20 protein-coding genes and 1 pseudogene are annotated in these 25,297 nt (G+C 71.7%); 16 read left to right on the forward strand and 5 right to left on the reverse strand.

The window, feature by feature from the left end:
* The 12 genes from nuoE (at position 1) to ABZZ38_RS00460 (ending at position 15,068) form a co-directional block, all read left to right on the forward strand.
* Entirely contained in the window at positions 1-816 is an 816-nt protein-coding gene (gene nuoE / locus ABZZ38_RS00405; RefSeq protein WP_356734627.1) for an NADH-quinone oxidoreductase subunit NuoE, read from the forward strand.
* Positions 816-2,159 carry an NADH-quinone oxidoreductase subunit NuoF gene (gene nuoF / locus ABZZ38_RS00410; protein ID WP_356734286.1) on the forward strand — a complete coding sequence of 448 codons (1,344 nt, stop codon included), beginning with the start codon at positions 816-818 and terminating at the stop codon, positions 2,157-2,159. Before nuoE ends, nuoF begins: the two co-directional genes overlap by 1 nt.
* Positions 2,156-4,678 carry an NADH-quinone oxidoreductase subunit G gene (locus tag ABZZ38_RS00415; RefSeq protein WP_356734287.1) on the forward strand — a complete coding sequence of 841 codons (2,523 nt, stop codon included), beginning with the start codon at positions 2,156-2,158 and terminating at the stop codon, positions 4,676-4,678. Before nuoF ends, ABZZ38_RS00415 begins: the two co-directional genes overlap by 4 nt.
* Positions 4,675-6,042 (forward strand): NADH-quinone oxidoreductase subunit NuoH, encoded by a 1,368-nt coding sequence (gene nuoH, locus ABZZ38_RS00420; protein ID WP_356734288.1) that lies wholly within the window; start codon positions 4,675-4,677, stop codon positions 6,040-6,042. Before ABZZ38_RS00415 ends, nuoH begins: the two co-directional genes overlap by 4 nt.
* Positions 6,014-6,673: an NADH-quinone oxidoreductase subunit NuoI gene (nuoI, locus tag ABZZ38_RS00425; protein ID WP_356734289.1), complete on the forward strand. Its 660-nt coding sequence runs from the start codon at positions 6,014-6,016 to the stop codon at positions 6,671-6,673. The genes nuoH and nuoI overlap by 29 nt, the downstream gene beginning before the upstream one ends.
* The gene (locus tag ABZZ38_RS00430; protein ID WP_356734290.1) at positions 6,670-7,527 is read left to right on the forward strand and encodes an NADH-quinone oxidoreductase subunit J; all 858 of its coding nucleotides are present in this window, start codon (positions 6,670-6,672) and stop codon (positions 7,525-7,527) included. Before nuoI ends, ABZZ38_RS00430 begins: the two co-directional genes overlap by 4 nt.
* A complete protein-coding gene (gene nuoK / locus ABZZ38_RS00435; RefSeq protein WP_019888630.1) occupies positions 7,524-7,823 on the forward strand; it encodes an NADH-quinone oxidoreductase subunit NuoK in 300 nt (99 codons plus the stop codon). The genes ABZZ38_RS00430 and nuoK overlap by 4 nt, the downstream gene beginning before the upstream one ends.
* A gap of 15 nt (positions 7,824-7,838) precedes the next feature.
* Entirely contained in the window at positions 7,839-9,785 is a 1,947-nt protein-coding gene (nuoL, locus tag ABZZ38_RS00440) for an NADH-quinone oxidoreductase subunit L (protein WP_356734291.1), read from the forward strand.
* A 5-nt stretch (positions 9,786-9,790) separates the two neighbouring features.
* Complete coding sequence (locus ABZZ38_RS00445) at positions 9,791-11,386, forward strand: NADH-quinone oxidoreductase subunit M (RefSeq protein ID WP_356734293.1); 1,596 nt, start codon at positions 9,791-9,793, stop codon at positions 11,384-11,386.
* Between the two features lie 35 nt (positions 11,387-11,421).
* Complete coding sequence (gene nuoN / locus ABZZ38_RS00450; RefSeq protein ID WP_356734629.1) at positions 11,422-13,041, forward strand: NADH-quinone oxidoreductase subunit NuoN; 1,620 nt, start codon at positions 11,422-11,424, stop codon at positions 13,039-13,041.
* A gap of 180 nt (positions 13,042-13,221) precedes the next feature.
* Complete coding sequence (locus tag ABZZ38_RS00455; protein WP_356734294.1) at positions 13,222-14,187, forward strand: AraC family transcriptional regulator; 966 nt, start codon at positions 13,222-13,224, stop codon at positions 14,185-14,187.
* 47 nt (positions 14,188-14,234) lie between these two features.
* Complete coding sequence (locus tag ABZZ38_RS00460) at positions 14,235-15,068, forward strand: carbohydrate-binding protein (protein ID WP_356734295.1); 834 nt, start codon at positions 14,235-14,237, stop codon at positions 15,066-15,068.
* A gap of 127 nt (positions 15,069-15,195) precedes the next feature.
* On the opposite strand, the gene fahA is transcribed toward ABZZ38_RS00460, so the two are convergent.
* Positions 15,196-16,422, reverse strand: coding sequence for a fumarylacetoacetase (gene fahA / locus ABZZ38_RS00465; protein ID WP_356734296.1), 1,227 nt, complete (start codon positions 16,420-16,422; stop codon positions 15,196-15,198).
* Between the two features lie 58 nt (positions 16,423-16,480).
* Positions 16,481-18,481 carry a CocE/NonD family hydrolase gene (locus ABZZ38_RS00470; protein ID WP_356734297.1) on the reverse strand — a complete coding sequence of 667 codons (2,001 nt, stop codon included), beginning with the start codon at positions 18,479-18,481 and terminating at the stop codon, positions 16,481-16,483.
* Positions 18,482-18,722: 241 nt separating this feature from the next.
* Here ABZZ38_RS00470 and ABZZ38_RS00475 point away from each other — a divergent pair, with 241 nt between their 5' ends.
* Entirely contained in the window at positions 18,723-19,733 is a 1,011-nt protein-coding gene (locus tag ABZZ38_RS00475; RefSeq protein ID WP_356734298.1) for a polyprenyl synthetase family protein, read from the forward strand.
* 296 nt (positions 19,734-20,029) lie between these two features.
* A complete protein-coding gene (locus ABZZ38_RS00480) occupies positions 20,030-21,163 on the forward strand; it encodes a DUF2092 domain-containing protein (protein ID WP_356734299.1) in 1,134 nt (377 codons plus the stop codon).
* A gap of 132 nt (positions 21,164-21,295) precedes the next feature.
* On the opposite strand, the gene ABZZ38_RS00485 is transcribed toward ABZZ38_RS00480, so the two are convergent.
* Positions 21,296-22,603, reverse strand: a complete 1,308-nt coding sequence (locus ABZZ38_RS00485; RefSeq protein ID WP_356734301.1) for a M28 family peptidase — start codon at positions 22,601-22,603, stop codon at positions 21,296-21,298.
* Between the two features lie 198 nt (positions 22,604-22,801).
* A complete protein-coding gene (locus ABZZ38_RS00490; protein ID WP_356734302.1) occupies positions 22,802-23,257 on the reverse strand; it encodes a VOC family protein in 456 nt (151 codons plus the stop codon).
* A gap of 21 nt (positions 23,258-23,278) precedes the next feature.
* On the opposite strand from ABZZ38_RS00490, the pseudogene ABZZ38_RS00495 reads away from it, so the two are divergent.
* A pseudogene (locus tag ABZZ38_RS00495) lies at positions 23,279-23,872 on the forward strand (ABATE domain-containing protein); the annotation flags it as partial.
* A gap of 15 nt (positions 23,873-23,887) precedes the next feature.
* A complete protein-coding gene (locus tag ABZZ38_RS00500) occupies positions 23,888-24,280 on the forward strand; it encodes an SRPBCC domain-containing protein (protein ID WP_356734631.1) in 393 nt (130 codons plus the stop codon).
* A gap of 3 nt (positions 24,281-24,283) precedes the next feature.
* Here the strand turns inward: ABZZ38_RS00500 and rarD are convergent, their stop codons facing one another.
* Positions 24,284-25,264 (reverse strand): EamA family transporter RarD, encoded by a 981-nt coding sequence (gene rarD, locus ABZZ38_RS00505; RefSeq protein WP_356734303.1) that lies wholly within the window; start codon positions 25,262-25,264, stop codon positions 24,284-24,286.
* Between the last annotated feature and the right edge of the window lie 33 nt (positions 25,265-25,297).

Genomic DNA, 25,297 nt, shown 5'->3' on the forward strand with positions numbered 1-25,297 from the left:
ATGCCGCAGCTCCCCGCCCCCGACTACCCGGCCGATGTACGGGCCCGGCTCGACGCGGACGCCGAGGAGATCATCGCCCGCTACCCGGACAGCCGCTCCGCGCTGCTGCCGCTGCTGCACCTGGTGCAGTCGGAGGAGGGGTACGTCTCCCGCACCGGGATGCGCTACTGCGCGGACACCCTGGGCCTGACCACCGCCGAGGTCACCGCCGTCGCCACCTTCTACTCCATGTACCGGCGCAGGCCCTCCGGCGACTACCAGGTCGGCGTGTGCACCAACACCCTGTGCGCGGTGATGGGAGGCGACGCCATCTTCGACGAGCTCAAGCAGCACCTCGGCGTGGGCAACAACGAGACCACCGAGGACGGCAAGGTCACCCTCGAACACATCGAGTGCAACGCCGCCTGCGACTTCGCGCCCGTCGTGATGGTCAACTGGGAGTTCTTCGACAACCAGACGCCCGAGACCGCCAAACGGCTCGTGGACGACCTGCGCGCCGGCCGCCCCGTCGCACCGACCCGCGGCGCTCCCCTGTGCACCTACAAGGAGACCGCCCGGATCCTGGCCGGCTTCCCCGACGAGCGGCCCGGCGCGGTCGAGGCATCCGGCGGCGCCGGCCCCGCCTCGCTGATCGGCCTGAAGCTGGCCAAGGGCGAGGCGGCGCCCGGCGCGCGCGTGGTCCACCCGCGCGGCGAGGCCCCGCGCGACGAGCCCACACCCGGCTCCGGCCACCTCAGTTCGCACGACGCGCCGCAGCGGACCTCCGCGTCCGACCCCGCCAACCCGGCGGGCCCGGTCAACGAGGAGGGGGAGTGATGACGTTGGCACCCGAGAGGACCAGCCCCGAAAAGCTGCTGTCGCCGGTCCTGTCCGCCTTCTGGGACCAGCCCGGCTCCTGGACGCTCGACACGTACAAGCGGCACGAGGGCTACGAGGGGCTGAGGAAGGCCCTCGCGATGACGCCCGACGACCTCATCGCGTACGTCAAGGACTCGGGCCTGCGCGGTCGCGGCGGCGCGGGCTTCCCCACCGGGATGAAGTGGCAGTTCATCCCCCAGGGAGACGGAAAGCCGCACTATCTTGTTGTCAACGCCGACGAATCGGAGCCCGGGACCTGCAAGGACATCCCGCTCCTCTTCGCCAACCCGCATTCCCTCATCGAGGGCATCGTGATCGCGTGCTACGCGATCAGGTCGAACCATGCCTTCATCTATCTGCGCGGCGAGGTCGTGCCGGTGCTGCGCCGGCTGCACGAGGCCGTGCGGGAGGCGTACGCGGCGGGCTACCTCGGCACGAACATCCTCGGCAGCGGACTCGACCTCGAACTCACCGTGCACGCGGGTGCGGGCGCGTACATCTGCGGTGAGGAGACCGCGCTGCTCGACTCGCTCGAAGGCCGTCGTGGCCAGCCCCGGCTGCGTCCCCCCTTCCCCGCGGTCGCCGGTCTCTACGCGTGCCCCACTGTGGTGAACAACGTCGAGTCGATCGCCTCGGTTCCCGCGATCCTCAACCGCGGCAAGGACTGGTTCAAGTCGATGGGCAGCGACAAGTCCCCCGGCTTCACCCTGTACTCGCTCAGCGGACATGTCGTCTCGCCCGGCCAGTACGAGGCGCCGCTCGGGATCACGCTGCGCCAGCTGCTCGACATGGGCGGCGGCATGCGGCCGGGCCACCGGCTGAAGTTCTGGACGCCCGGTGGCTCGTCGACGCCGATGTTCACGGACGAACACCTCGACGTACCGCTGGACTACGAGGGCGTCGGCGCCGCCGGCTCGATGCTCGGCACCAAGGCGCTCCAGTGCTTCGACGAGACGACGTGCGTCGTGCGGGCCGTGACCCGCTGGACCGAGTTCTACGCCCACGAGTCGTGCGGCAAGTGCACGCCGTGCCGGGAGGGCACGTACTGGCTGGTGCAGCTGCTCCGCGACATCGAGGCCGGCAAGGGCGTGATGGGCGACCTCGACAAGCTCAGCGACATCGCCGACAACATCAACGGCAAGTCGTTCTGCGCCCTCGGCGACGGCGCCGCCTCGCCGATCTTCTCCTCGCTGAAGTACTTCCGCGAGGAGTACGAGCAGCACATCACGGGCAAGGGCTGCCCCTTCGACCCGGCCAAGTCGACCGCCTGGGCGGACAACCACGAGGAGGTGAACGCATGACCGTCACCGCGTCGGCCCCCGCCGGGGGCGGCAGCGCCGCCGTCCCGCCGGAAGACCTGGTCACGCTGACCATCGACGGCATCGAGATCTCCGTCCCCAAGGGGACGCTCGTCATCCGCGCCGCCGAGCAGCTCGGCATCGAGATCCCCCGGTTCTGCGACCACCCGCTCCTCGACCCGGCCGGCGCCTGCCGGCAGTGCATCGTCGAGGTGGAGGGCCAGCGCAAGCCGATGGCGTCCTGCACCATCACCTGCACCGACGGCATGGTCGTCCGGACCCAGCTGACCTCGCCCGTCGCCGAGAAGGCGCAGGTGGGCGTGATGGAGCTGCTGCTCATCAACCACCCGCTGGACTGCCCGGTCTGCGACAAGGGCGGCGAGTGCCCCCTGCAGAACCAGGCCATGTCGCACGGGCAGGCCGACAGCCGCTTCGACGGGCAGAAGCGGACGTACGAGAAGCCCGTGCCGATCTCCACCCAGGTGCTGCTCGACCGCGAGCGGTGCGTGCTGTGCGCGCGCTGCACCCGGTTCTCCAACCAGGTCGCGGGCGACCCGATGATCGAGCTGATCGAGCGCGGCGCGCTCCAGCAGGTCGGTACCGGCGAGGGTGACCCCTTCGAGTCGTACTTCTCCGGCAACACCATCCAGATCTGCCCGGTGGGTGCGCTGACCTCGGCCGCGTACCGGTTCCGCTCCCGCCCCTTCGACCTGGTGTCGTCGCCGAGCGTGTGCGAGCACTGCGCGGGCGGCTGCGCGACGCGCACCGACCACCGGCGCGGCAAGGTCATGCGGCGGCTCGCGATGAACGACCCGGAGGTCAACGAGGAGTGGCTGTGCGACAAGGGGCGGTTCGCGTTCCGGTACGCGCAGCAGCGTGACCGGCTCACCACCCCGCTGGTGCGCAGCGCCGAGACGGGCCGGCTGGAGCCCGCGTCCTGGCCGGAGGCGCTGGAGGCCGCGGCGCGCGGCCTGGTGAGAGGGCGCACCGGTGTCCTCACCGGCGGCCGGCTGACCGTCGAGGATTCCTACGCGTACGCCAAGTTCGCCCGCGTCGCCCTCGACACGAACGACGTCGACTTCCGCGCGCGCGTGCACAGCAGCGAGGAGGCCGACTTCCTGGCCGCCCGCGTCGCCGGGCACGGCCGGGACCTGGACGGCGCCGGAGTCACGTACACCTCCCTGGAGAAGGCCCCGGCGGTGCTGCTGGCCGGGCTGGAGGCGGAGGAGGAGGCGCCGGGCGTCTTCCTGCGGCTGCGCAAGGCGTGGCGCAAGCGGGGCCAGCGGACGTTCGCGCTGGCGTCGCACACGACCCGGGGCCTGGAGAAGGCGGGCGGGACGCTGCTGCCGGCGGCTCCGGGGACGGAGACCGAGTGGCTCGACGCGCTCGCCTCCGGCGCGGGGCTGGACGCCGACGGGACCGCCGCCGCCCAGGCGCTGCGGAAGCCCGGCGCCGTGATCGTGGTCGGTGAGCGGCTGGCCGGTGTGCCGGGTGCGCTGACCGCCGCCGTCCGGGCGGCGACGGCGACCGGGGCGGAGCTGGTGTGGATCCCGCGCCGGGCCGGTGAGCGCGGCGCGGCCTGGGTGGGCGCGCTGCCGTCGCTGCTGCCGGGCGGGCGTCCCGCGACCGATCCACGCGCGCGTGAGGAGGTCGCCGCCGCCTGGGGCGTACGTCAGCTGCCGCACCGCTACGGCCGCGACACCGGTCAGATCCTGGAGGCCGCGGCCACCGGTGAGCTGGGCGCGCTGGTCGTCGCGGGCGTGGAGGTCGTGGACCTGCCGGACCCGCCGCGCGCGCGTGAGGCCCTCGACGCGGCGTTCGTCGTGTCGCTGGAGCTGCGGCCGAGCGAGGTCACCGAGCGGGCGGACGTGGTCTTCCCGGTGGCGGCCGTCGCGGAGAAGTCCGGCACCTTCCTCAACTGGGAGGGCAGGGCCCGGATGTTCGAGGCCGCGCTGAAGCCGCAGCACATGACCCGGACGCTCGCCCCGGCGGACGCGCGGGTGCTGCACATGCTGGCCGACACCCTCGCCCGCGCCAAAGGCGCCGGCGGAGACGGTCACTTCGCGCTGCCGGACGTGCACTCCGTACGGCGTGAGCTGGACCGGCTCGGCGCGTGGGACGGTACGCGGGCGGCCGACCCGGCCGAGACGGCCCGGCCGCTGCCCCGCGCGGGTGAGGGCGAGGCGGTCCTCGCGAGCCACCGGATGCTGCTGGACCTGGGTGTCCTCCAGGAGGGCGACGAGGCCCTGGCCGGCACCCGGCACGCCTCGGTCGCCCGTCTCTCGGCGGCCACCGCGGCGGAGACCGGCCTCAAGGACGGTGACGTCCTGTCGGTGACGGGCCCCTCCGGCTCCGTCGAACTCCCGCTGCGCGTGACGCCGATGGCCGACCGCGTGGTGTGGCTGCCGCTCAACTCGACCCCCGGCGGTGTCCTGTCGGCGACGGGCGCGACACCGGGCCACCTGGTCCGTATCGCCCCCGCGACCCCGGCCCCCGCAGGCCTCACGGAGGTGGAGGCATGATCCCGTACACCTCGTACACCCTGGCCGCGGAAGACCTCTCCATGTTCGGCCGGGACCCCTGGTGGCTCGTCGCGATCAAGGCGGTCTTCTGCTTCGCCTTCCTGATGGTCACCGTGCTGTTCTCCATCGTGTGGGAGCGCAAGGTCGTCGCCTGGATGCAGCTGCGCATCGGCCCCAACCGGCACGGTCCCTGGGGCCTCCTCCAGTCCCTCGCGGACGGCATCAAGCTGATGCTGAAGGAGGACGTGGTCGTCAAGCGGGCGGACAAGGTCGTGTACGTCCTCGCTCCGATCATCGCCGCGATCCCCGCGTTCATGGCCATCGCGGTCATCCCGTTCGGCCCGGCCGGGAACGAGGTCTCGATCTTCGGGCAGCGCACCACGATGCAGCTGACCGACCTCCCGATCGCGATGCTCTACATCCTCGCCGTCGCCTCCGTCGGCATCTACGGCATCGTGCTGGCGGGCTGGTCGTCCGGCTCGACGTACCCGCTGCTCGGCGGTCTGCGCTCCTGCGCGCAGATGATCAGCTACGAGATCGCGATGGGCGCCGCCTTCGCGTCCGTCTTCCTGTACTCCGGGTCGATGTCGACCTCCGCGATCGTGGAGGCGCAGGCGGACCGCTGGTACATCATCCTGCTGCCGGTGTCGTTCATCATCTACGTCGTCACCATGGTCGGCGAGACCAACCGCGCCCCGTTCGACATGCCGGAGTCCGAGGGCGACCTGGTCGGCGGCTTCAACACCGAGTACAGCTCCATCAAGTTCGCGATGTTCATGCTGGCCGAGTACGTGAACATGGTGACCGTCTCGGCGGTGTCCGTGACCCTCTTCCTCGGCGGCTGGCGGGCCCCGTATCCGATCTCCACCTTCTGGGAGGGCGCGAACCACGGCTGGTGGCCGCTGCTCTGGTTCGTCGTCAAGGTCCAGCTGCTGCTGTTCTTCTTCATCTGGCTGCGCGGCACGCTGCCCCGCGTCCGCTACGACCAGCTGATGAAGCTCGGCTGGAAGGTCCTCATCCCGGTCTCGGTCGTCTGGCTGATGCTGGTCGCGACCGTGCGCGCGCTGCGCAACGAGAACTACGACTTCCAGCAGATCGTGCTGTACGTCGCGGGCGCGGTGATCGCGGTCCTGCTGCTCTCCTTCGTCGCCGACGCCTTCCGCGACAAGAAGGCCAAGCGGGCCGAGCAGGAGGCCGAACCGCCCGCCGAGTTCGACCCGATGGCCGGCGGCTTCCCCGTACCGCCGCTGCCCGGGCAGACGCTGCCCCCGGTGCCCCGACGGCGTCCGCGCCACTCGCGCGAGCTGATTGTCAGTGGTGGGCCCGACACTGTGAGTGAGCGAAAGGAGGCTGACGGTGTCTGACAGCAACTTCCAGAATCCGGTCGCCGGCTTCGGCGTGACCTTCAAGGCCATGTTCAAGAAGCGGCTGACGGAGCAGTACCCGGAGCAGCGGAAGACGACGGCGCCGCGCTTCCACGGACGGCACCAGCTCAACCGGCACCCGGACGGCCTGGAGAAGTGCGTCGGCTGCGAGCTGTGCGCCTGGGCCTGCCCGGCCGACGCCATCTATGTGGAGGGCGCGGACAACACCGACGAGGAGCGGTACTCGCCGGGCGAGCGGTACGGCCGCGTCTACCAGATCAACTACGCCCGCTGCATCCTGTGCGGCTTGTGCGTCGAGGCCTGCCCGACCCGGGCGCTGACCATGACGAACGAGTTCGAGCTGGCCGACAGCTCCCGCGAGAACCTGATCTACACGAAGGAGCAGCTCCTCGCGGGCCTGGAGGAGGGCATGGTCGAGGCGCCCCACGCCATCTTCCCGGGCATGACCGAGCAGGACTACTACCGGGGCCTGGTCACCGAGGCCGCGCCCGGCACGGTCCCGCAGCCGGCGGCCGGCAAGGGCGAGCGGCCCGAGGGCGCCGTCCCGCAGGAGGCCGCGTCGGACTTCGGTGAGGGCGAGCCCGCTTCGGGGAAGGTGGTCGGGGCATGAGCACGCTCGCCGGCGTCACCACGCTCGCGGCCACCGCGACCTCCATGGGCGAGGCCGTCCAGTTCTGGGTGCTCGGCACCATCGCCGTCGTCGGCGCGCTGTGCACCGTCCTGATGAGGAAGGCCGTGCACAGCGCGCTGTGCCTCGCCGGAACCATGATCATCCTGGCGGTCTTCTACCTCGCCAACGGCGCGTACTTCCTCGGCGTCGTCCAGATCGTCGTCTACACCGGCGCGATCATGATGCTGTTCCTCTTCGTGGTCATGCTGGTCGGCGTCACCGCCGCCGACTCCCTCAAGGAGACCATCAAGGGCCAGCGCTGGTGGGCCGCAGCCTGCGGACTCGGCTTCGGGATCCTCCTCGCCGCCGGCATCGGCAGCGCCTCGCTGACGACCTTCGACGGCCTGGGCACGGCGAACGCCGGTGGCAATGTCCAGGGCCTCGCGGCGCTCATCTTCAGCAAGTACGTCTTCGCCTTCGAGATCACCGGTGCGCTGCTGATCACGGCCGCGGTCGGCGCGATGGTGCTGACGCACCGGGAGCGCACCGAGCCGGCCCGCACCCAGCGGGAGCTGTCCCAGCAGCGCGTACGCGAGGGCAGGCACCTGCCGCCGCTGCCCGCGCCCGGTGTCTACGCCCGGCACAACGCCGTGGACATCGCCGGCCTGCTGCCGGACGGCACACCGTCCGAGCTCACCGTCAGCAAGACGCTGCGGGCCCGCGGGCAGATCCGCGACGTGTCAACGGAGGCGATCGAGGATCTGAAGGCGCTGGAGCAGCGCGCCGAAGAGCGTCTGGGCCGCCACCCGGCGGAGCCGAGGACGCCCCGGCGGGAGGAGGAGAACGCGCAATGAATCCGGTCAACTACCTGTACCTGGCCGCCCTGTTGTTCACCATCGGCGCGGCCGGGGTGCTGATCCGGCGGAACGCGATCGTCGTCTTCATGTGCGTCGAGCTGATGCTCAACGCCTGCAACCTCGCGTTCGTCGCCTTCTCCCGTATGCACGGCAATCTCGACGGCCAGATCATCGCCTTCTTCACGATGGTCGTCGCCGCCGCGGAGGTCGTGGTCGGACTCGCGATCATCGTGTCGCTGTTCCGTGCCCGCCACTCGGCCTCGGTCGACGACGCCAGCCTGATGAAGCTGTAAGGGGTCGCTGGAACCGTGGAAACAGAGAACCTGATCGCGCTGCTCGTCGCGGCGCCACTGCTGGGAGCGGCCGTCCTGCTGTGCGGCGGCCGACGGCTGGACCGGGCCGGGCACTGGCTCGGCACGCTGCTCGCCGCCGCGTCCTTCGTCATCGGCGCGGTGCTCTTCTTCGACATGCTCGGCAAGGGCACCGAGGAACGGGCCCTGCACCAGCACCTGTTCAGCTGGGTGCCGGTCGAGAGCTTCCGGGCGGACATCGCCTTCCAGCTCGACCAGCTGTCGATGACGTTCGTCCTGCTCATCACCGGAGTCGGCACGCTCATCCACGTCTACTCCATCGGGTACATGGAGCACGACGAGCGCAGGCGCCGCTTCTTCGGCTACCTCAACCTCTTCCTCGCGGCGATGCTGCTGCTCGTCCTCGCCGACAACTACCTGCTGCTGTACTTCGGCTGGGAGGGCGTCGGTCTCGCCTCGTTCCTGCTGATCGGCTTCTGGCAGCACAAGCCCAGCGCGGCCACAGCCGCGAAGAAGGCCTTCCTGGTCAACCGGGTCGGCGACATGGGCCTGTCCATCGCCATCATGCTGATGTTCACCACCTTCGGCACCTTCACCTTCGGGCCCGTGCTCGCGGCCACCGGTGAGACCTCCGAGGGCATGCTGACCGCGATCGGGCTGATGCTGCTGCTCGCCGCGTGCGGCAAGTCCGCGCAGGTGCCCCTGCAGTCCTGGCTCGGTGACGCGATGGAGGGCCCGACCCCCGTCTCGGCCCTGATCCACGCGGCGACGATGGTGACCGCGGGCGTCTACCTCATCACCAGGTCGGGCGCCATCTTCAACGCCGCCCCCGACGCGCAGCTGGCGGTCACGGTCGTCGGCGCGGTCACGCTCCTGTTCGGTGCGATCGTCGGTTGCGCCAAGGACGACATCAAGAAGGCGCTGGCCGGTTCGACGATGTCGCAGATCGGCTACATGATCCTGGCCGCCGGTCTCGGCCCCGTCGGATACGCCTTCGCCATCATGCACCTGGTCACGCACGGCTTCTTCAAGGCCGGGCTGTTCCTCGGAGCGGGGTCGGTCATGCACGGCATGAACGACGAGGTCGACATGAGGAAGTACGGCGGCCTGCGGACGTACATGCCGGTCACCTTCGTCACCTTCGGGCTCGGCTACCTCGCCATCATCGGTTTCCCGGGGCTGTCCGGCTTCTGGTCCAAGGACAAGATCATCGAGGCTGCCTTCGCCAAGGGCGGCACCGAGGGCTGGATCCTCGGCGGCGTCGCCCTGCTGGGCGCGGGCATCACCGCGTACTACATGACCCGCGTGATGCTCATGACGTTCTTCGGCGAGAAGCGCTGGCAGCCGGCGCCCGACGCCGACGCGGTGCCCAGTGCCGAGCCCGCTGCCGAGGACCACGCCGGGCGGATGCCGCACCCGCACGAGTCGCCGAAGTCCATGACGATCCCGATGATCGTGCTCGCCTTCGGTTCCGTCTTCGCGGGCGCGCTGTTCTCCCTGAACGGCGCGTTCGTCAACTGGCTGAAGCCGGTGACCGACTTCGAGCACGGGCACCCGCCCATCAGCGCGGGCGCGGTGACGGCGTCCACGGTCGTCGTCCTGCTGATCGGCGTCTTCGTCGCGTACGCGCAGTACGGCCGCCGGCCCGTCCCGGTCGTCGCCCCGCGCGGCTCGCTGCTCACCCGCGCCGCCCGGCGCGACCTGCTCCAGGACGACTTCAACCACGTGGTCCTGGTCCGCGGCGGCGAGCACCTCACCCGCTCCCTGGTCTACGTCGACCACACCCTGGTCGACGGGGTGGTCAACGGCACCGCCGCCTCGGTCGGCGGACTGTCCGGCCGGCTGCGCAAGCTGCAGAACGGCTTCGCCCGCTCGTACGCGGTCTCGATGTTCGGAGGTACGGCGGTGCTGATCGCCGCGACCCTGCTGATGAGGGGAGTGTGACCACGATGTCGTTCCCTCTCCTCACCGTGACGGCGGCGCTGCCCGCGGTCGGTGCCATCCTGACCGCCGCCGTCCCCGCCGCACGGCGGACGGCCGCCAAGTGGCTGGCGCTGCTCGTCTCCCTCGCCACGCTCGTCCTGGCCGCGATCGTCGCGGTCCGCTTCGAGCCGGGCGGCGCCCGCTACCAGCTCACCGAATCCCACGCCTGGATCAAGGACTTCGGGGTGAGGTACGAGCTGGGCGTGGACGGCATCGGGGTGGCGCTCATCGCGCTCACCGCGCTGCTCATCCCCTTCATCATCCTGGCGGGCTGGCACGACGCCGACTCCCCGGCGGTGTCCGACAGCGGCTCCGCCGCGGACCAGTCGCAGCGGTGGCGGCCGACGCAGGGGTTCTTCGCCCTGATCCTGATGGTCGAGGCGATGGTGATCCTCTCCTTCGAGGCCACCGACGTCTTCCTCTTCTACATCCTCTTCGAAGCCATGCTCATCCCGATGTACTTCCTCATCGGCGGTTTCGGGGACCGGGCGCACGCGGGCACCGACGAGCACGCGGCGGCCCAGCGCTCCTACGCGGCGGTCAAGTTCCTGCTGTACAACCTGGTCGGCGGGCTCATCATGCTGGCCGCGGTCATCGGGCTGTACGTCGTCGCGGGGAACTTCTCCCTCACTCAGATCGCCGAGGCGCGGGCCAACGGCTCGCTGGAGATGGCGACCAACACGGAGCGGTTGCTGTTCCTGGGCTTCTTCTTCGCCTTCGCGGTGAAGGCGCCGCTGTGGCCGCTGCACACCTGGCTGCCCAACGCCATGGGTGAGGCGACCGCGCCGGTCGCCGTGCTCATCACGGCCGTCGTCGACAAGGTCGGCACCTTCGCGATGCTCCGCTTCTGCCTCCAGCTGTTCCCGGAGGCGTCGAAGTGGGCGACGCCCGCGATCATCGTGCTCGCGCTGATCAGCATCGTGTACGGGGCGCTGCTCGCGGTCGGCCAGCGGGACATCAAACGGCTGGTCGCGTACGCGTCGATCTCCCACTTCGGCTTCATCATCATGGGCATCTTCGCGATGACGAGCCAGGGGCAGTCCGGCGCCACCCTCTACATGGTCAACCACGGGATCTCGACGGCCGCGCTGATGCTGGTGGCCGGCTTCCTGATCTCGCGGCGCGGGTCGCGGCTCATCGCCGACTACGGCGGGGTGCAGAAGGTCGCTCCGGTGCTCGCCGGGACGTTCCTGATCGGCGGTCTGGCCACGCTGTCACTGCCGGGCCTCGCGCCGTTCGTCTCCGAGTTCCTGGTCCTGGTGGGCACCTTCGCCCGCTACCCGGTGGCCGGGATCGTCGCCACCTTCGGCATCGTGCTCGCCGCGCTCTACACGCTCGTGCTGTACCAGCGGACGATGACCGGGCCGGTGAAGGAAGAGGTGCGGAGGATGCCCGACCTCAAGGCGCGGGAGCTGGTGGTGGTGGCGCCGCTGATCGGGTTGCTGCTGCTCCTCGGCGTCTACCCGAAGCCGCTCACCGAGATCGTCGATCCGGCCGTACGGCACACCATGTCGGACGTACAGCAGAAGGACCCCCGGCCCGAGGTGGAGGCGGCCAAGTGAGTGCGACACCTGTACCGGCTGTCCACAGCCTGTGGATGGCGGCGGCCGAACCGGCCGACAAGATCGGGGCGCCGACCATCGAGTACACCCAGCTGGCACCCACGCTGATCGTGGTGGGCGCCGCGGTGGTGGGCATCCTGCTGGAGGCGTTCGTCCCGCGCCGCGCGCGGTACTACGCCCAGATGTTCCTGACCGTCGTCGCGCTGGCCGCCGCCTTCGCGGCGGTGGTCGGCCTCGCGGCGGGCGGATACGGCTCCACCAAGGCGGGCATCGCCGCGATGGGCGCCATCGCGGTCGACGGGCCCGCGCTGTTCCTGCAGGGCACCATTCTGCTGGCCTCGCTCGTCGCGCTCTTCACCTTCGGCGAGCGCCGGCTCGACCCGGCGCACCACGGGCACCGGGTCGACTCGTTCGCCGCCGAGGCCGCCGCCGTACCGGGCAGCGAGCAGGAACAGGCCGCGGTCAAGGCGGGGTTCACCACCACCGAGGTCTTTCCGCTGATGCTGTTCGCGGTGGGCGGGATGCTCGTCTTCCCGGCGGCCAACGACCTGCTGACGCTGTTCATCGCGCTGGAGGTCTTCTCCCTGCCGCTGTACCTCCTGTGCGCCGTCGCCCGCCGCAAGCGGATGCTGTCGCAGGAGGCCGCGGTGAAGTACTTCCTGCTCGGCGCCTTCTCGTCCGCGTTCCTGCTCTTCGGCATCGCCCTGCTGTACGGGTACGCCGGCTCCGTCTCGTACGCGCGCATCGCCGATGTGGTGGACGGGTCGGTCCCGGACATCACCCCGGCGCTCGCCGAGACCATGGGCAACGACGTGCTGCTCCTCATCGGCTTCGCGATGGTGCTGATGGGGCTGCTGTTCAAGGTGGGCGCGGTGCCGTTCCACATGTGGACCCCGGACGTGTACCAGGGCGCCCCGACACCCGTCACCGGCTTCATGGCGGCAGCCACCAAGGTGGCGGCGTTCGGCGCGATGCTGCGCCTGCTCTACGTGGTCCTGCCGGGCCTGCGCTGGGACTGGCGGCCCATCATGTGGGGTGTCGCCATCCTCACCATGCTCGCCGGTGCGGTCATCGCGATCACCCAGACCGACATCAAGCGGCTCCTCGCGTACTCGTCGATCGCGCACGCCGGGTTCATCCTGGCCGGTGTCATCGCGGCGACCCCCGAGGGGGTGTCGTCCGTCCTCTTCTACCTGGCGGCGTACTCCTTCGTGACGATCGGCGCCTTCGCCGTCGTCACGCTGGTGCGGGACGCGGGCGGCGAGGCCACCCACCTGTCCAAGTGGGCCGGGCTCGGGCGGCGGTCGCCGCTCGTCGCGGCCGTCTTCGCGGTGTTCCTGCTCGCCTTCGCCGGAATCCCGCTCACCTCGGGCTTCTCCGGCAAGTTCGCCGTCTTCAAGGCGGCGGCGGAGGGCGGCGCCGGGGCCCTGGTGGTGGTCGGTGTGATCTCGTCCGCCATCGCCGCGTTCTTCTACATCCGGGTCATCGTGCTGATGTTCTTCAGCGAACCCAAGCCGGAGGGGCCGACGGTCGCCGTGCCGTCACCGCTGACGATGACGGCGATCGGCGTGGGGGTCGCCGTCACGCTGGTGCTGGGCGTGGCCCCGCAGTACTTCCTCGACCTGGCAGGTCATGCGGGGGTCTTCGTCCGGTAGCGGTGACCGTCTATCGGCAGTCGGCAGCCGGTAGCGGTGGGTGTTCGGCGGGGTGCCCGGTGGGGCGCCCCGCCGAACCGCTTTCGGCCTACGGACCCGGGGGCCGTTCCGCGACGGCGGCGGGCGTGCCATCGTGGGCGGACGAGTAGTGGTCTGGACCTGTAGGCGAGGGGCGGGCGCATGCGCGGAACCACCGTGTCACCCGGGACGGAGGGGCCTCCTCAGGAAGAGGGCGCGCTCCCCATGCACCGGCTCGAGGTGCCGATGCCCAATGTGCTGCCCTTCGCCATCGGCACCTTCGACACGATCGGGGCGATGTCCCGCGCCTCCTTTCCGCACCGCCACACCTTCTACGAGATCGTCCACGTCACCGCCGGAACCGGCGCGCACGTCGTCGACCTCGCCCGCTGGGAGCTGCGCCCCCCGCACCTGTGCGTCCTCGCGCCGGGCCAGGTGCACCACTGGGAGGACGCCAGGGGCCTGGACGGATCCGTCATCCTGTTCACGGACGACTTCCTGCTCGACCACCCGGGCGACCGGGAGCTCCTGCGAGGGCTGAGCGGGCGGCCCCCGCGGACGCTGGACGACCACGCCCACTCCCGGACCACCCGGCTGGTCGCCGACCTCGACGACGAGTACCGGCGGGGCGCCCGAGGCTTCGAGACCGTCCTGCGGGCGCTGCTGCACGTCCTCGTCGTACGGACGGCCCGCCTGAGCGGTCCCGGGGAGCCGGACGCGGCACCCGCGCCCGCGCCCGCCTCCGCGCCGGTGCGGGCGCACGCGGTGGCCGAGGAGTTCACCCGCCTGATCGCGGGCGCCGATCCCGAGCTGTGGTCGGTGCGCGTCTGCGCCGAGCGGATCGGGGTGACGGCCGGCTACCTGGCGGAGGCCGTGAAGGCGGCCACGGGCCGCACGCCGGGCGGGCTGATCCGGGAGGCCCGCACCCATGAGGCCAAGCGGCTGCTGGCCCGCACGGACCTGACCGTACGTCAGGTGGCGCACCGGACCGGCATCGCCGACCCCGCGTACTTCTGCCGCTTCTTCCGGCGCGAGACGGGCCTGAGCCCGGGGGAGTTCCGGCGCGGCGGCGATATTCACCACGACCACCGGATCCCGTCCATCGCCGACGACGGGCGCCCCGCATAGGTTCGTTGCCGATCCCCGACGAGCATCCCCCTTCAGGAGGAGCAGGCATGGACGGCGACCACCGCACGACCCCGGCAGTCCCCGGACACCCCAGCCGCAAGGCGGTGCTGCGCGCCGCGGTGGCGGCCTCGATCGCCGCGCCCGCGGCACTGATGGGCGTACCGGCCCTGGCCCGCACCCTCGGCCCGTCCGGCACCTCCCCGGCCCTGACCCCGGCCTGCGACGACGGCGACGACCCGACCCCGCCGCAGATGGAGGGGCCGTACTTCAAGCCCAACTCCCCGCGCCGCACCTCGCTGGTGGAGGCGACCACCCCGGGCACGCGGCTCACCGTCACCGGATACGTCTTCGGGCTCGCCTGCCGCCCCGTCAGCGGCGTCCTGCTGGACTTCTGGCAGGCGGACGTCAACGGCGCGTACGACAACGTCGGCTTCCGCTTCCGGGGCCACCAGTTCACGGACGCGCGGGGAGCGTTCCGGCTCAGCACGATCGTGCCGGGGCTCTACCCGGGCCGTACCCGGCACATCCACGTCAAGGTGCAGGCACCCGGCCGCCCCGTGCTCACCACCCAGCTGTACTTCCCGAACGAGCCCCGCAACACCACCGACGCGCTGTTCGACCCGCGGCTGCTGATGACGGTGCGCGAAGCGGGCGGCGCGAGGGAGGCGGCGTTCGACTTCGTCCTGGACGTGCCGCAGTCGCCCGGGCCCGGCCCGACGCCCCCGGACCCCGCACCCGGCGGCTCCTGGACCGTGGGCGTCGGCTACCGCCCCGGTACACGGGTGACGTACGCCGGCGCGGGTTACGTGTGCCTGCAGGGCCACACCGCCCGGACCGGCTGGGAGCCGCCCGCCGTCCCCGCCCTGTGGCGGGCCGAGTGACCCTCTCCGCGCGCGGCTGAGCCGGTGCCGCGCGGGCCCGGCACCCTGGAGCCGGGGTGCCGGGCCCTCCGCGTTCCGGGCCCTCCGCGTTCGTGCCCCGGGTCCTCGGGCTCCGTGCGCTCCCGGGTCAGATCGCGGACGCGATCCGGCCCGTGACCTCGCCGAGCGCCACCTTCATGCCGTCGGGGCCCGGCGCCCACGCGGTGAGCGTGACCTCGTCGCCGTCCTCCAGGAACGTCCGCTTCCCACCGGTCAGTTCGAGCGGTTCCTGACCGTTCCAGGTGAGTTCCAGGAGCGAGCCGCGCTGGTGGACCTCCGGGCCGCTGACCGTGCCGGAGCCGTACAGGTCACCGGTGCGCAGGGAGGCGCCGTTGACCGTCATATGGGCCAGCTGCTGGGCCGCCGTCCAGTACATCGTGGAGAACGGCGGCTCGGCGACGACCTCGCCGTTGATCCGTACCGTGATGCGCAGGTCGAAGCCGCCCGGCTCCTCCTCGGCGCTGTCGTCCAGGTACGGCAGGAGCGGGAAGTCCCGGGCGGGCGGCGCGACACGGGCCGCGTCCAGCGCCTCCAGTGGCGTCACCCAGGCCGAGACGGACGTCGCGAAGGACTTGCCGAGGAAGGGGCCGAGGGGGACGTACTCCCACGCCTGGATGTCGCGCGCCGACCAGTCGTTGAGGAGGGTCAGGCCGAAGACGTGGTCCCGGAAGGAGGCGAGGTCGACGGGGTGGCCGATGGCGGACGGCGTCCCGACGAGGAAGCCGACCTCGGCCTCGATGTCCAGCTTCACCGAAGGGCCGAAGACCGGGGCCGGGTCGGCGGGCGCCTTGCGCTGCCCCGAGGGGCGGACGATCTCGGTGCCGGAGACGACGACCGTGCCCGAGCGGCCGTGGTAACCGATCGGCAGGTGCTTCCAGTTGGGCGTGAGCGGCTCGCCGTCGGGGCGGAAGATGCGGCCGACGTTGGTGGCGTGGTGCTCGGACGCGTAGAAGTCGACGTAGTCCGCCACCTCGTACGGCAGGTGGAGGGTGACGCCGTCGAGGGGGTGCAACAGGGGCTCGACGTCCGGGCGGTGCGCGGGGACCGTCAGCCAGGCGGTGAGGGCGCGGCGGACATCGCGCCAGGCGGTGCGGCCCGCGGCGAGCAGCGGGTTCAGGCTGGGCTGCGCGAGCAGCGCCGCGTACGGCGAACCCAGCGCCCGGGCCGCCGCACCCGCGTCCAGGACGTGGTCGCCGATGCGTACGCCGAGCCGGCGGCGGCCGGGCTCGTCGGCGGTGCTGAAGACGCCGTACGGGAGGTTGTGCGGGCCGAAGGGATCGCCTTCGGCCAGGTCGAGCGGGCTCTGCTCGGGCATCGGTGCTTGCCTCGCTTTCCACGTGTGTGGGGGACACGTTACGACGGCGCTCCGGCCGTCAGGTACGGGGAACGCGCTTCTCCCAGGTGCGGTGGAAGACGACCTCGGCCCCTTCCTTGCAGATCACTTCGCTGGAGGCGATGAAGTGGTCCGGGTCGCACGTGATCTCGGAGCGCGTGTCGACGGAGGCGTTCCAGGGGAGGTCCGGGCGGTGGAACCGGATCGTCCAGGCGGTGCGGGCGCGGGCGGAGAGAGGGTCGTCCTCGGTGATCGTGTACGTCTCCACGGCGTCCTCGCCGTGTTCGAGTCCGTCCGGGTGGATCCGCACGCCGCCGTACTGGGGGTCCGCCTCCAGCCGCCACACGCCCCGGGCCACATCGCGGACCAGGAGGAGGGCGGGGCGCTGGGCCTCGTCGAGGGTGGCGGGGTGGTTGATGCCGAGGGGAAGGGACTGCTCGGGCTCCTGGAAGGTGACGGTGTCGGTGGTGGGGGCGCGGAGGGGGAGTTCGAGGGAGCAGCTCGCCGGGTCGAGGGTGAAGCCGGCGGCGTCGGGGGCGGGCCAGATCCAGGGCCAGTACGCGGACGAGACCGCGAGCCGTACCCGGTGGCCGGGTGGGAAGGTGTGGGCGATCGGGTGGAGGTCGAAGACGTGCTCGCCGTTCTCCTCGCCGCCGTTCTCCTCGCCGTCGGGTGGGCCTTCGGCGCGGAGTGCGAGGGCGCCGCGCGTCACCAGGGTGGAGGCCCCGCCGGGGGCGACGTCGCAGAGGCGGGCGATCACCTGGCCGGTGGGGGCGTGGCCGCGCAGGGCCAGGCGGACCCGGGGCCGGCCGAGGATCTCGATCGGGCCGCCGCCGGGCGGGACGGGGAAGTCGAAGCACGCCGAGTGGGCGTCCTCGGCGCGCTGGTCGGGCGGCAGGTCGGCGTCGTTGCCGGAGGGGACGAACCGGCCCGCGTCGAGGCCGGTGTGCTGGGGCGAGCGGACGAGGACGTGCGGGCCCTGGAGGGCGTACGTGACGGGCGTGACGTTCGGGGACGGCCACGCGTCGTCGGCGACCCAGCGGCCGGGCAGCTCCGGGTACGTCGTCGCGGGCGGGTGCGACGCGGGGAGCCAGGAGCGCAGGAGGGGCTCCCGCATGACGCCGGTGTCCCGGCCCTTCAGGTGGTGATCCCACCAGCGCAGCGTCTCCTGGAGGAAGCCGATCGCCGGGCCGGGCGGCAGGCCCCGGTCCGGGTACTGGTGCGACCAGGGGCCGATGATGCCGCGGACCCGGTCGCGCGGCAGGTGCTCGACCAGCCGCAGGACGGCGTCGCGGTACGGGTCGTGCCAGCCGCCGACCGCGAGGACGGGCGCCTCGATGGCCGCCTGGGAGCCGGCGCCGCGTCCGTGCTCGTCGCGCGCCCGGTGGTCCGGCCAGGTGGGGAGCGGCGGTTCCAGGGCCTCCAGGCGCGCCAGCCACATCTCGCGCCAGAGGTCGCCGACGTGTGCGGGGTCCGGCGGCCGGGCCGCGAAGGCGAGCAGGTCGGCGGGGGCGGAGTGCAGGCCCGCGGTGAGGACCGCGCCGCCCGGGCGGGGGGCGTCCTCGTCGTACCGGCTGTCCGGGGCGCAGACGGTGACCACCGCCCCGAGCGGTCCGGGGGCGAGGGCGGCGACGCGCAGGGCGGTGGAGCCGCCCCAGCCGATGCCGATCATGCCGACCCGCCCGGTGCACCAGGGGCGGGCGGCGAGCCAGTTGACGACCTCGACGCCGTCCGCGAGCTCGGTGGCGCCCGCGCGCCCGGTGGCGTGGTGCGCGGTGCCCGGCACGCCCTCGCTGTTGCCGTGCCCGCGCACGTCGACCCGTACCGAGGCGTAGCCGTGGCCCGCGTACCAGGGGTGGCGCTGCCGGTCGCGCGGCGCGGTCGCGTCGGTCAGCCGGTGCGGCTCGTACTCCAGGAGCGCGGGCACGGGCTCGTCGGTCAGGGGCCGCCAGATCCGGGCGTACAGCCGGGTGCTGTCCGGCATCGGGACGCGGACGTCCTCGTGGGCGGTCTCGTACGGGAAGGAGGTACGGAAGCGCATGGCGGGGGCCTCGGGGCATCGGAGGGCTCTGGGCTTCGGAGAGGCTCGGGCGGCTGGGGGACTGGGCTTCTCGGGTGAGGGAAAATCGTCACTTATCGGGCGGTATTGGCTGATCCTGAACATACCGGGGGAGGCGGGAAGGCGCCCACGGTGATCGAAAGGCGACCGGATACGCTGACTTGAGTGAATCCAGCGACACATCGACAATCCGTGTGATCGTCAGCAGACAGGAGACCCCCTCGTGACCGCAGTCGGGCCGTTCGGGCTGAGCGTGCGGGACCAGGCTCTGGAAGCCGATGTCCAGACCGGATTGGCGGCTGTCGAGGCAGGGCTCCTCGATGCCTGCAAGAGCGACGTGCCCTTCATCACCGAGGCGGCCCAGCATCTCGTCCGGGCCGGCGGCAAGCGGTTCCGCCCGCTGCTGGTGATGCTCGCCGCGCAGTTCGGCGACCCGCACGCACCGGGCATCGTGCCGTCGGCCGTCGTCATCGAGCTCACCCACCTGGCGACGCTGTACCACGACGACGTCATGGACGAGGCCGACGTGCGGCGCGGCGTGGCCAGTGCCAACGCCCGCTGGGGCAACTCGGTGGCCGTCCTGACGGGTGACTTCCTCTTCGCCCGCGCGTCACACATCCTGGCCGACCTCGGCCCGGAGGCCGTACGCGTCCAGGCGCAGGCCTTCGAGCGGCTGGTCACGGGCCAGATCCTGGAGACGGCCGGCCCCCGCGACGGGGCCGACCCGGTCGGGCACTACCTGGACGTCATCGCCGGCAAGACCGGCTCGCTGATCGCCGTCTCCGGCCGGTTCGGCGCGATGATGTCCGGCGCGGACGAGCGGGTCGTCGACATCCTGACGCAGTACGGCGAACGGCTGGGCGTCGCCTTCCAGCTCGCCGACGACCTGCTGGACATCGCCTCCGACTCCCACGAGTCCGGCAAGACGCCCGGCACCGACCTGCGGGAGGGCGTCCCCACCCTGCCGGTGCTGCACCTGCGCGCGCAGGCGGCGGCGTCCGGGACGGCGGAGGACCTGGCGCTGGTCGAGCTGCTGGACAGCGACCTGACGGACGACGAGCGGCACGCGGAGGCGCTGCGCCGGCTGCGCGTCCACCCCGCGCTGGAGCTGGCGCGGCGCGACACCGTGCGGTACGCCCAGGACGCGCGGGCGATGCTGGCGCCGCTGCCGGAGTGCTACGCGAAGTCCGCGCTGGAGGAGCTGTGCGACCTCGTGGTGCACCGCGCGGGCTGAGGGAGTGTCTTCAAAGTAGCGTCGTCCGCCCGAAGGGCGGGCCTGGCGGCCTCTGGCGCGTGCGATCGCAAGGCGGAGGGAGGAGCCACTGCGGAGCATTGGCGACTGACAACGCAGTGAGCGTGCGTGCCAGACGTCGACGGGCAGACGGGACTTCGAAGACACGACCTAAGGGCCTGTCGGGGTCCGGGTCATCCTTGAGCAGTACGGAAGTCGAGCCCGGGGGCTGACGCCTTGGTGGGTGCCTTTTGGTCAGATTGAGACAGAAGGCTCGCTCACCACGGAGGTAGGCACACATGGCACCGAACGACAGCGCCGGGCGCAGGAAGACGGCGCGGTACGCCGTCCCGGTCGCGGTGGCCGGAGTGGCCGCGGCGACGATCGGGCTCGTCCCGGCGCTCGCGGCATCCGGTGACCCCGAACTGCCGGAGATCACGGCACAGCAGCTGGTGGAGAAGATCGCCGCGTCGGACGCGCAGCGGATGTCCGGCACGGTGAAGGTCACGACGGACCTGGGGCTCCCGTCCCTGGCCGGCCTCGGCGACCTGGGCGGCCTTGGGGGAGCGGGCGGCGCCGAGGGCGGGAAGCTGATGGAGCTCGCCTCGGGGACGCACACGCTGCGCGTGGCGGCGGACGGCCCGGACAGACAGCGGCTGACCTTCGTGGACGACGCCGCCGAGTACAGCCTGATACGCAACGGGGACGACGTATGGGCGTACGACGGCGCGTCCGGGGAGGCGGTCCACTCGACCGGGCCCGGCGCGCGGAACACCCCCGGGCCGGAGCTGCCGGCCACCCCCGAGGACCTCGTGGACGAGGCGCTGAAGGCCGTCGACGACACCACCTCGGTGACGGTCGACGGTACGGCGCGGATCGCCGGGCGCGACGCGTACCAGCTGCTCATCAAGCCCAAGCAGAGCGGCTCGACGATCGGCTCGATCAAGGTGGCGGTGGACGCGGAGAAGGGCGTACCGCTGAAGTTCACGCTCACCCCGAGCGGCGGCGGCAAGGCCGCGGTCGACGCCGGCTTCACGAAGGTCGACTTCGGCGCGCCGGCGGCGTCGGCGTTCGCCCTGCCCAAGGGCGCGAAGGTGACCGAGGCGCCCAAGGAGGCCGCGCCCTCGAAGAGCGCTCACGAGGGCCGCGCCGAGGGCCGTGCCGAGGAGCTCGCCAAGGGCTTCGAGGACGTGAACGTCATCGGTGAGGGCTGGACGACCGTCGCCCGGCTCGGTGCGCCGGGCGGCGAGGGCGTCCCCGCGGAGGCGGGTCGGTTCCTGGACGTCCTGGGCGACAAGGTCTCGGGGAAGTTCGGGTCCGGCACCGTCTTCAAGACCCGTCTGGTCAACGCCCTCCTGACGGACGACGGCAAGCTGTACGCGGGCGCGGTGACCCCGGAGAGGCTCATCGCCGTCGCGAACGGCGCGAAGTAGCGACGCGAAACGGCAACGCGAAACGGCACGCGGCAGTGGCCGTACGCGGGGACACCCCCGCCTACGGCCACCGGCCGTTGGCCGTGCCGCGGTCAGGACGTCAGGACGTCAGAACGTCAGGACGTCAGAACGTCAGAACGTCAGACGGAACGCGTTGATGTAGCCCGTGTCCTGGGCGGCCACGTCCTGGGCCCGCAGCTTCCAGGCCCCGTTCGCCGCCTCGCTCGACGCGTCGACCGTGTACGTGGTCTGGACGTTGTCGGCCGAATCCGAGGAGCTGGAGTTCTTCAGGCGGTAGGCGGTGCCGTCCGGGGCCACCAGGTCGACCACCACGTCGCCGCGCCAGGTGTGCACGATGTCGACGCCGACGCGCAGCGCGACGGGGGCGTTGCCCGTACGGCCCGAGACGGTGACCGTCGAGGTCACGGCCGCGCCGTTGTCCGGAATGGCGACGTCCGCCGTGTTCTCGTACACGTCACCGGTCGGCGGTTCGGTCGTCCCGGCGGACAGCGACCAGATGGCGTGGGCGATCGCGTCGCTGTTCCGGTCGAGCGCCGTGTCGTTGATGTTGGCCGTCGTGTCGCACGACGAGTGGTAGCAGCGGTCGAAGGCCTGGCCAGCCGTTCCGCCCCACTTCTGCGCCTGCGCGCTCGTCTTCGTACGGCTGGCGCCGGTGAACAGGCCGCCGACCGCGATGCCGGCGTTCTTGAACGAGGCGTGGTCGGAGCGGCCGTCGCCTTCCGTCTCGATCTCGGTGGCCACGCCGAGGCCCGCGAAGTAGTCCTTGAAGGTCTTCTCGATCGTCGGGTCGTCGTCGTACACGAAGTACCCGGGGTTGGGCGACCCGATCATGTCGAAGTTGAGGTAGCCGGAGAGCTTGGCGCGCTCGGTCGACGGCAGGTTGTTGACGTAGTGCTTGGACCCGACCAGGCCCAGCTCCTCCGCGCCCCACCAGCCGAACCGCAGGTGTTTGGCGGGCTTGTACTGGGCGCGGGAGACGGCGAGCGCGGTCTCCAGGACGGCGGCGGAGCCGGAGCCGTTGTCGTTGATGCCGGCGCCGGAGGAGACGGAGTCGAGGTGCGCGCCGGCCATCAGGACCTGGTTGGTGTCGCCGCCGGGCCAGTCGGCGATGAGGTTGTAGCCGGTGGTGCCGTTGTACGTGAACTGCTGGACCGTGGTGGTGAATCCGGCGGCGTCCAGCTTGGCCTTCACATAGTCGATGGACGCCTTGTAGCCGGCGCGGCCGTGGGCGCGGTTGCCGCCGTTGGCGCTCGCTATGGACTGGAGCTGGGTGAGGTGCGCCTTGACGTTGGCGACGGGTATGTCCGGCGCCGCGGCGGCCGTCGGCACGGGCGCCGACAGGGACGGGGACGCCGTGGCGAGCAGCCCGGCGAGGGCGAGAGCCGCGGTGGCCGCGGCGGTTCCTCTGGAGAGGTTCATGTGGGGGCTCCGGGGATTCCGTGCGGGGATGGGACGGAACGTGCGAGACGCCCCGCGGCCGTGGGTGGCGCGGGGCGCTGGAGCTGCTGGTGCGGTGTGCGTGCTGAATGTTCGGCGAGGACATGACATATCGTCAAGAGCGCTTCTCGGACACCGCCGTTCGCTGAGCGGACAACTGACGCCCCTGTCGGGCGGCCCTCATTGCACGCAGTACTCGTTCCCCTCCGGATCCGTCATCACGGTCCACTCGCCCCCCGGCACGCTGACGTGCCGCAGGACGGCCGCGCCCAGCTCCTCCAGCCGGGCGACCTCCGCGTCCCGCCTGCCGGGGTCGGTGTGCAGGTCGAGATGGAGGCGGTTCTTGACGGACTTCACCTCCGGGACGCGCTGGAAGAGCAGCCGCCGGCCGAGCCCGATGCCGGTCGCCTCGTCGTAGGGATCGTCCGGATGGCGGACGGCGACCAGATCCCGCCATGCGCGCCGACCGTGTGCCTCCACGGTGTCCCGGTCCTCCGCCACGACGCCGAGGCCGATGAGCCGGTCGATGTGGGCGCTGTTGTCCTCGACCAGGTAACCGAGGGCGCTCGCCCAGAAGTCGGCCTGGGTGTGCGGGTCGTTCGCGTCGATCACGAGTTTCCAGTGGAGGGTCGTCATGTAACCACTCATATTGGTTACATGAGTGGGGTGGCAACGGGTCCGACCCCGGACACGCCGGAAGGGCGCTCCCACCGCTTCGATCCGGGGGCGCTGTGCCTGGAGCTGCTGACGACCGGCGGCCCCGGCCCGCTCGCCCGGTACGAGGTGCTCGACACTCCGGCCGGGCTCCTGGACTGGGTGGCGGCGAGCCGTCTCGATCCCGGCCTGCGGCTCGACGTCCACGAGCGGGACCTGGCGGCCGTACGCGAGCTCCGGGACGCCCTCCAGCGCCTCACCGCCGACCGGGCGCACGGCCGTGCCCCCGCCGGGCCGGACCTGGCGGTGCTCAACACCGCCGCGGCCCGGCCACCGCTCGCCGTCCGCATGACGGCGACCGGCACGCGCGCGTGGGCACCGGACGCCGAGAGCGTCCCCGCGCTGCTGTCCACGATCGCGCGCGACGCCGTCGACCTGTTCACCGGCCCGTACGCGCATCGCGTCCGGGAGTGCGGCGCCCACGACTGCTTCCTGCTCTTCGTCGACACCTCACGCCCCGGCCGCCGCCGCTGGTGCGCGATGGGACGGTGCGGCAACCGCCACAAGGTACGGGCCCACCGCGCCCGTACCGCACCCGAAGGAGAAGACGCCATGACACCCACGGGCCTGACCAAGGACGCCGGCTGGGAGATCGGCGTGTCGAAGACCCTGCCCCTGCCTGCCGACGCCGTCTGGGACTTCGTCACGAGCCCCGAGGGTGTCGCGCTCTGGCTCGGAGCCACGCACGGCCTGCCGGTGGAGAAGGGCGCGCAGTACACCACCGCCGACGGCGTCACGGGCGAAGTGCGCAGCCACCGGCCGGGCGACCGGATCCGGCTCACCTACGGGGAGACGACCCTGCAGGTGGCCGTCACCGCCGCCGGGCCCGGGAAGACGGTGCTCCGCTTCCACCAGGAGCGGCTGGCGGGCGCGGAGGAGCGGGAGCGTCGCCGTGCGCACTGGAAGGCCGTGATGGACCGGGTGGCCGCGGAGCTGCGGCCGTAGGCGTCAGGGGCGGGGTGTCGCCGTGGTCTCGGGGGTGTCCGGCGTCCCCGTCCTGTCCGGCGCCGCCCTCCGGCGCGGTGCCTCCGCCCGCGTACGCCGTGACGTCCGCAGGGCGTCCCATGTCAGTACCGTCAGGGCCAGCCACACCAGCGAGAAGCCCGCCCACCGCTCCGGGGGCATCGCCTCGTGGAAGTACGCGACACCCAGCAGGAACTGGGACACCGGCGCCAGGTACTGCAACAGCCCGAGTGTCGACAGCGGCACCCGTATCGCCGCGGCGCCGAAGCACACCAGCGGCGCGGCGGTGACCAATCCCGTCGCCGCGAGCAGCGCGGCGTGCCCCGCGCCCGCGGTGCCGAAGGTGGCCGCGCCCTGGGCGCCGAGCCACAGCAGAAAGGCCAGCGCGGGCAGGAACTGGATCGCGGTCTCCGCCGCCAGCGACTCCAGGCCCCCGAGGTTGGCCTTCTTCTTGACCAGGCCGTACACGGCGAACGAGAAGGCGAGCGTGAGCGAGATCCAGGGCGGGCGCCCGTACCCGACGGTCAGGACCACCACCGCCGCGGTGCCGGTTCCGACCGCCGCCCACTGGGCCGGCCGCAGCCGCTCCTTGAGCAGCAGGACGCCCATGGCGATGGTGACCAGCGGGTTGATGAAGTAGCCGAGGGACGCCTCCACCACATGACCCGTGTTCACCGACCAGATGTACAGGCCCCAGTTGACGGTGATCACGGCCGCGGCGACCGCGAGCAGGCCCAGCGTGCGCGGCTGCCGCAGCAGCGGGCGTATCCAGGCCCAGCGGCGCAGTGCCAGCAGGGCGAGACCGACGGCGACCAGGGACCACACCATCCGGTGGGCCAGGATCTCGCCCGCGCCCGCGGGCTTCAGCAGCGGCCAGAAGAGAGGGACCAGGCCCCAGATGCCATAGGCCCCGATCCCGTACAGGAGTCCCGCTCGCTGGTCGCCACCGCTCTTCGCCGTCGCCATGGGCCGCCTCCTGTCCCGTCCTGCCCGGTGCTC

The organism is Streptomyces sp. NPDC006368, assembly GCF_040612535.1.
Classification (GTDB): domain Bacteria; phylum Actinomycetota; class Actinomycetes; order Streptomycetales; family Streptomycetaceae; genus Streptomyces.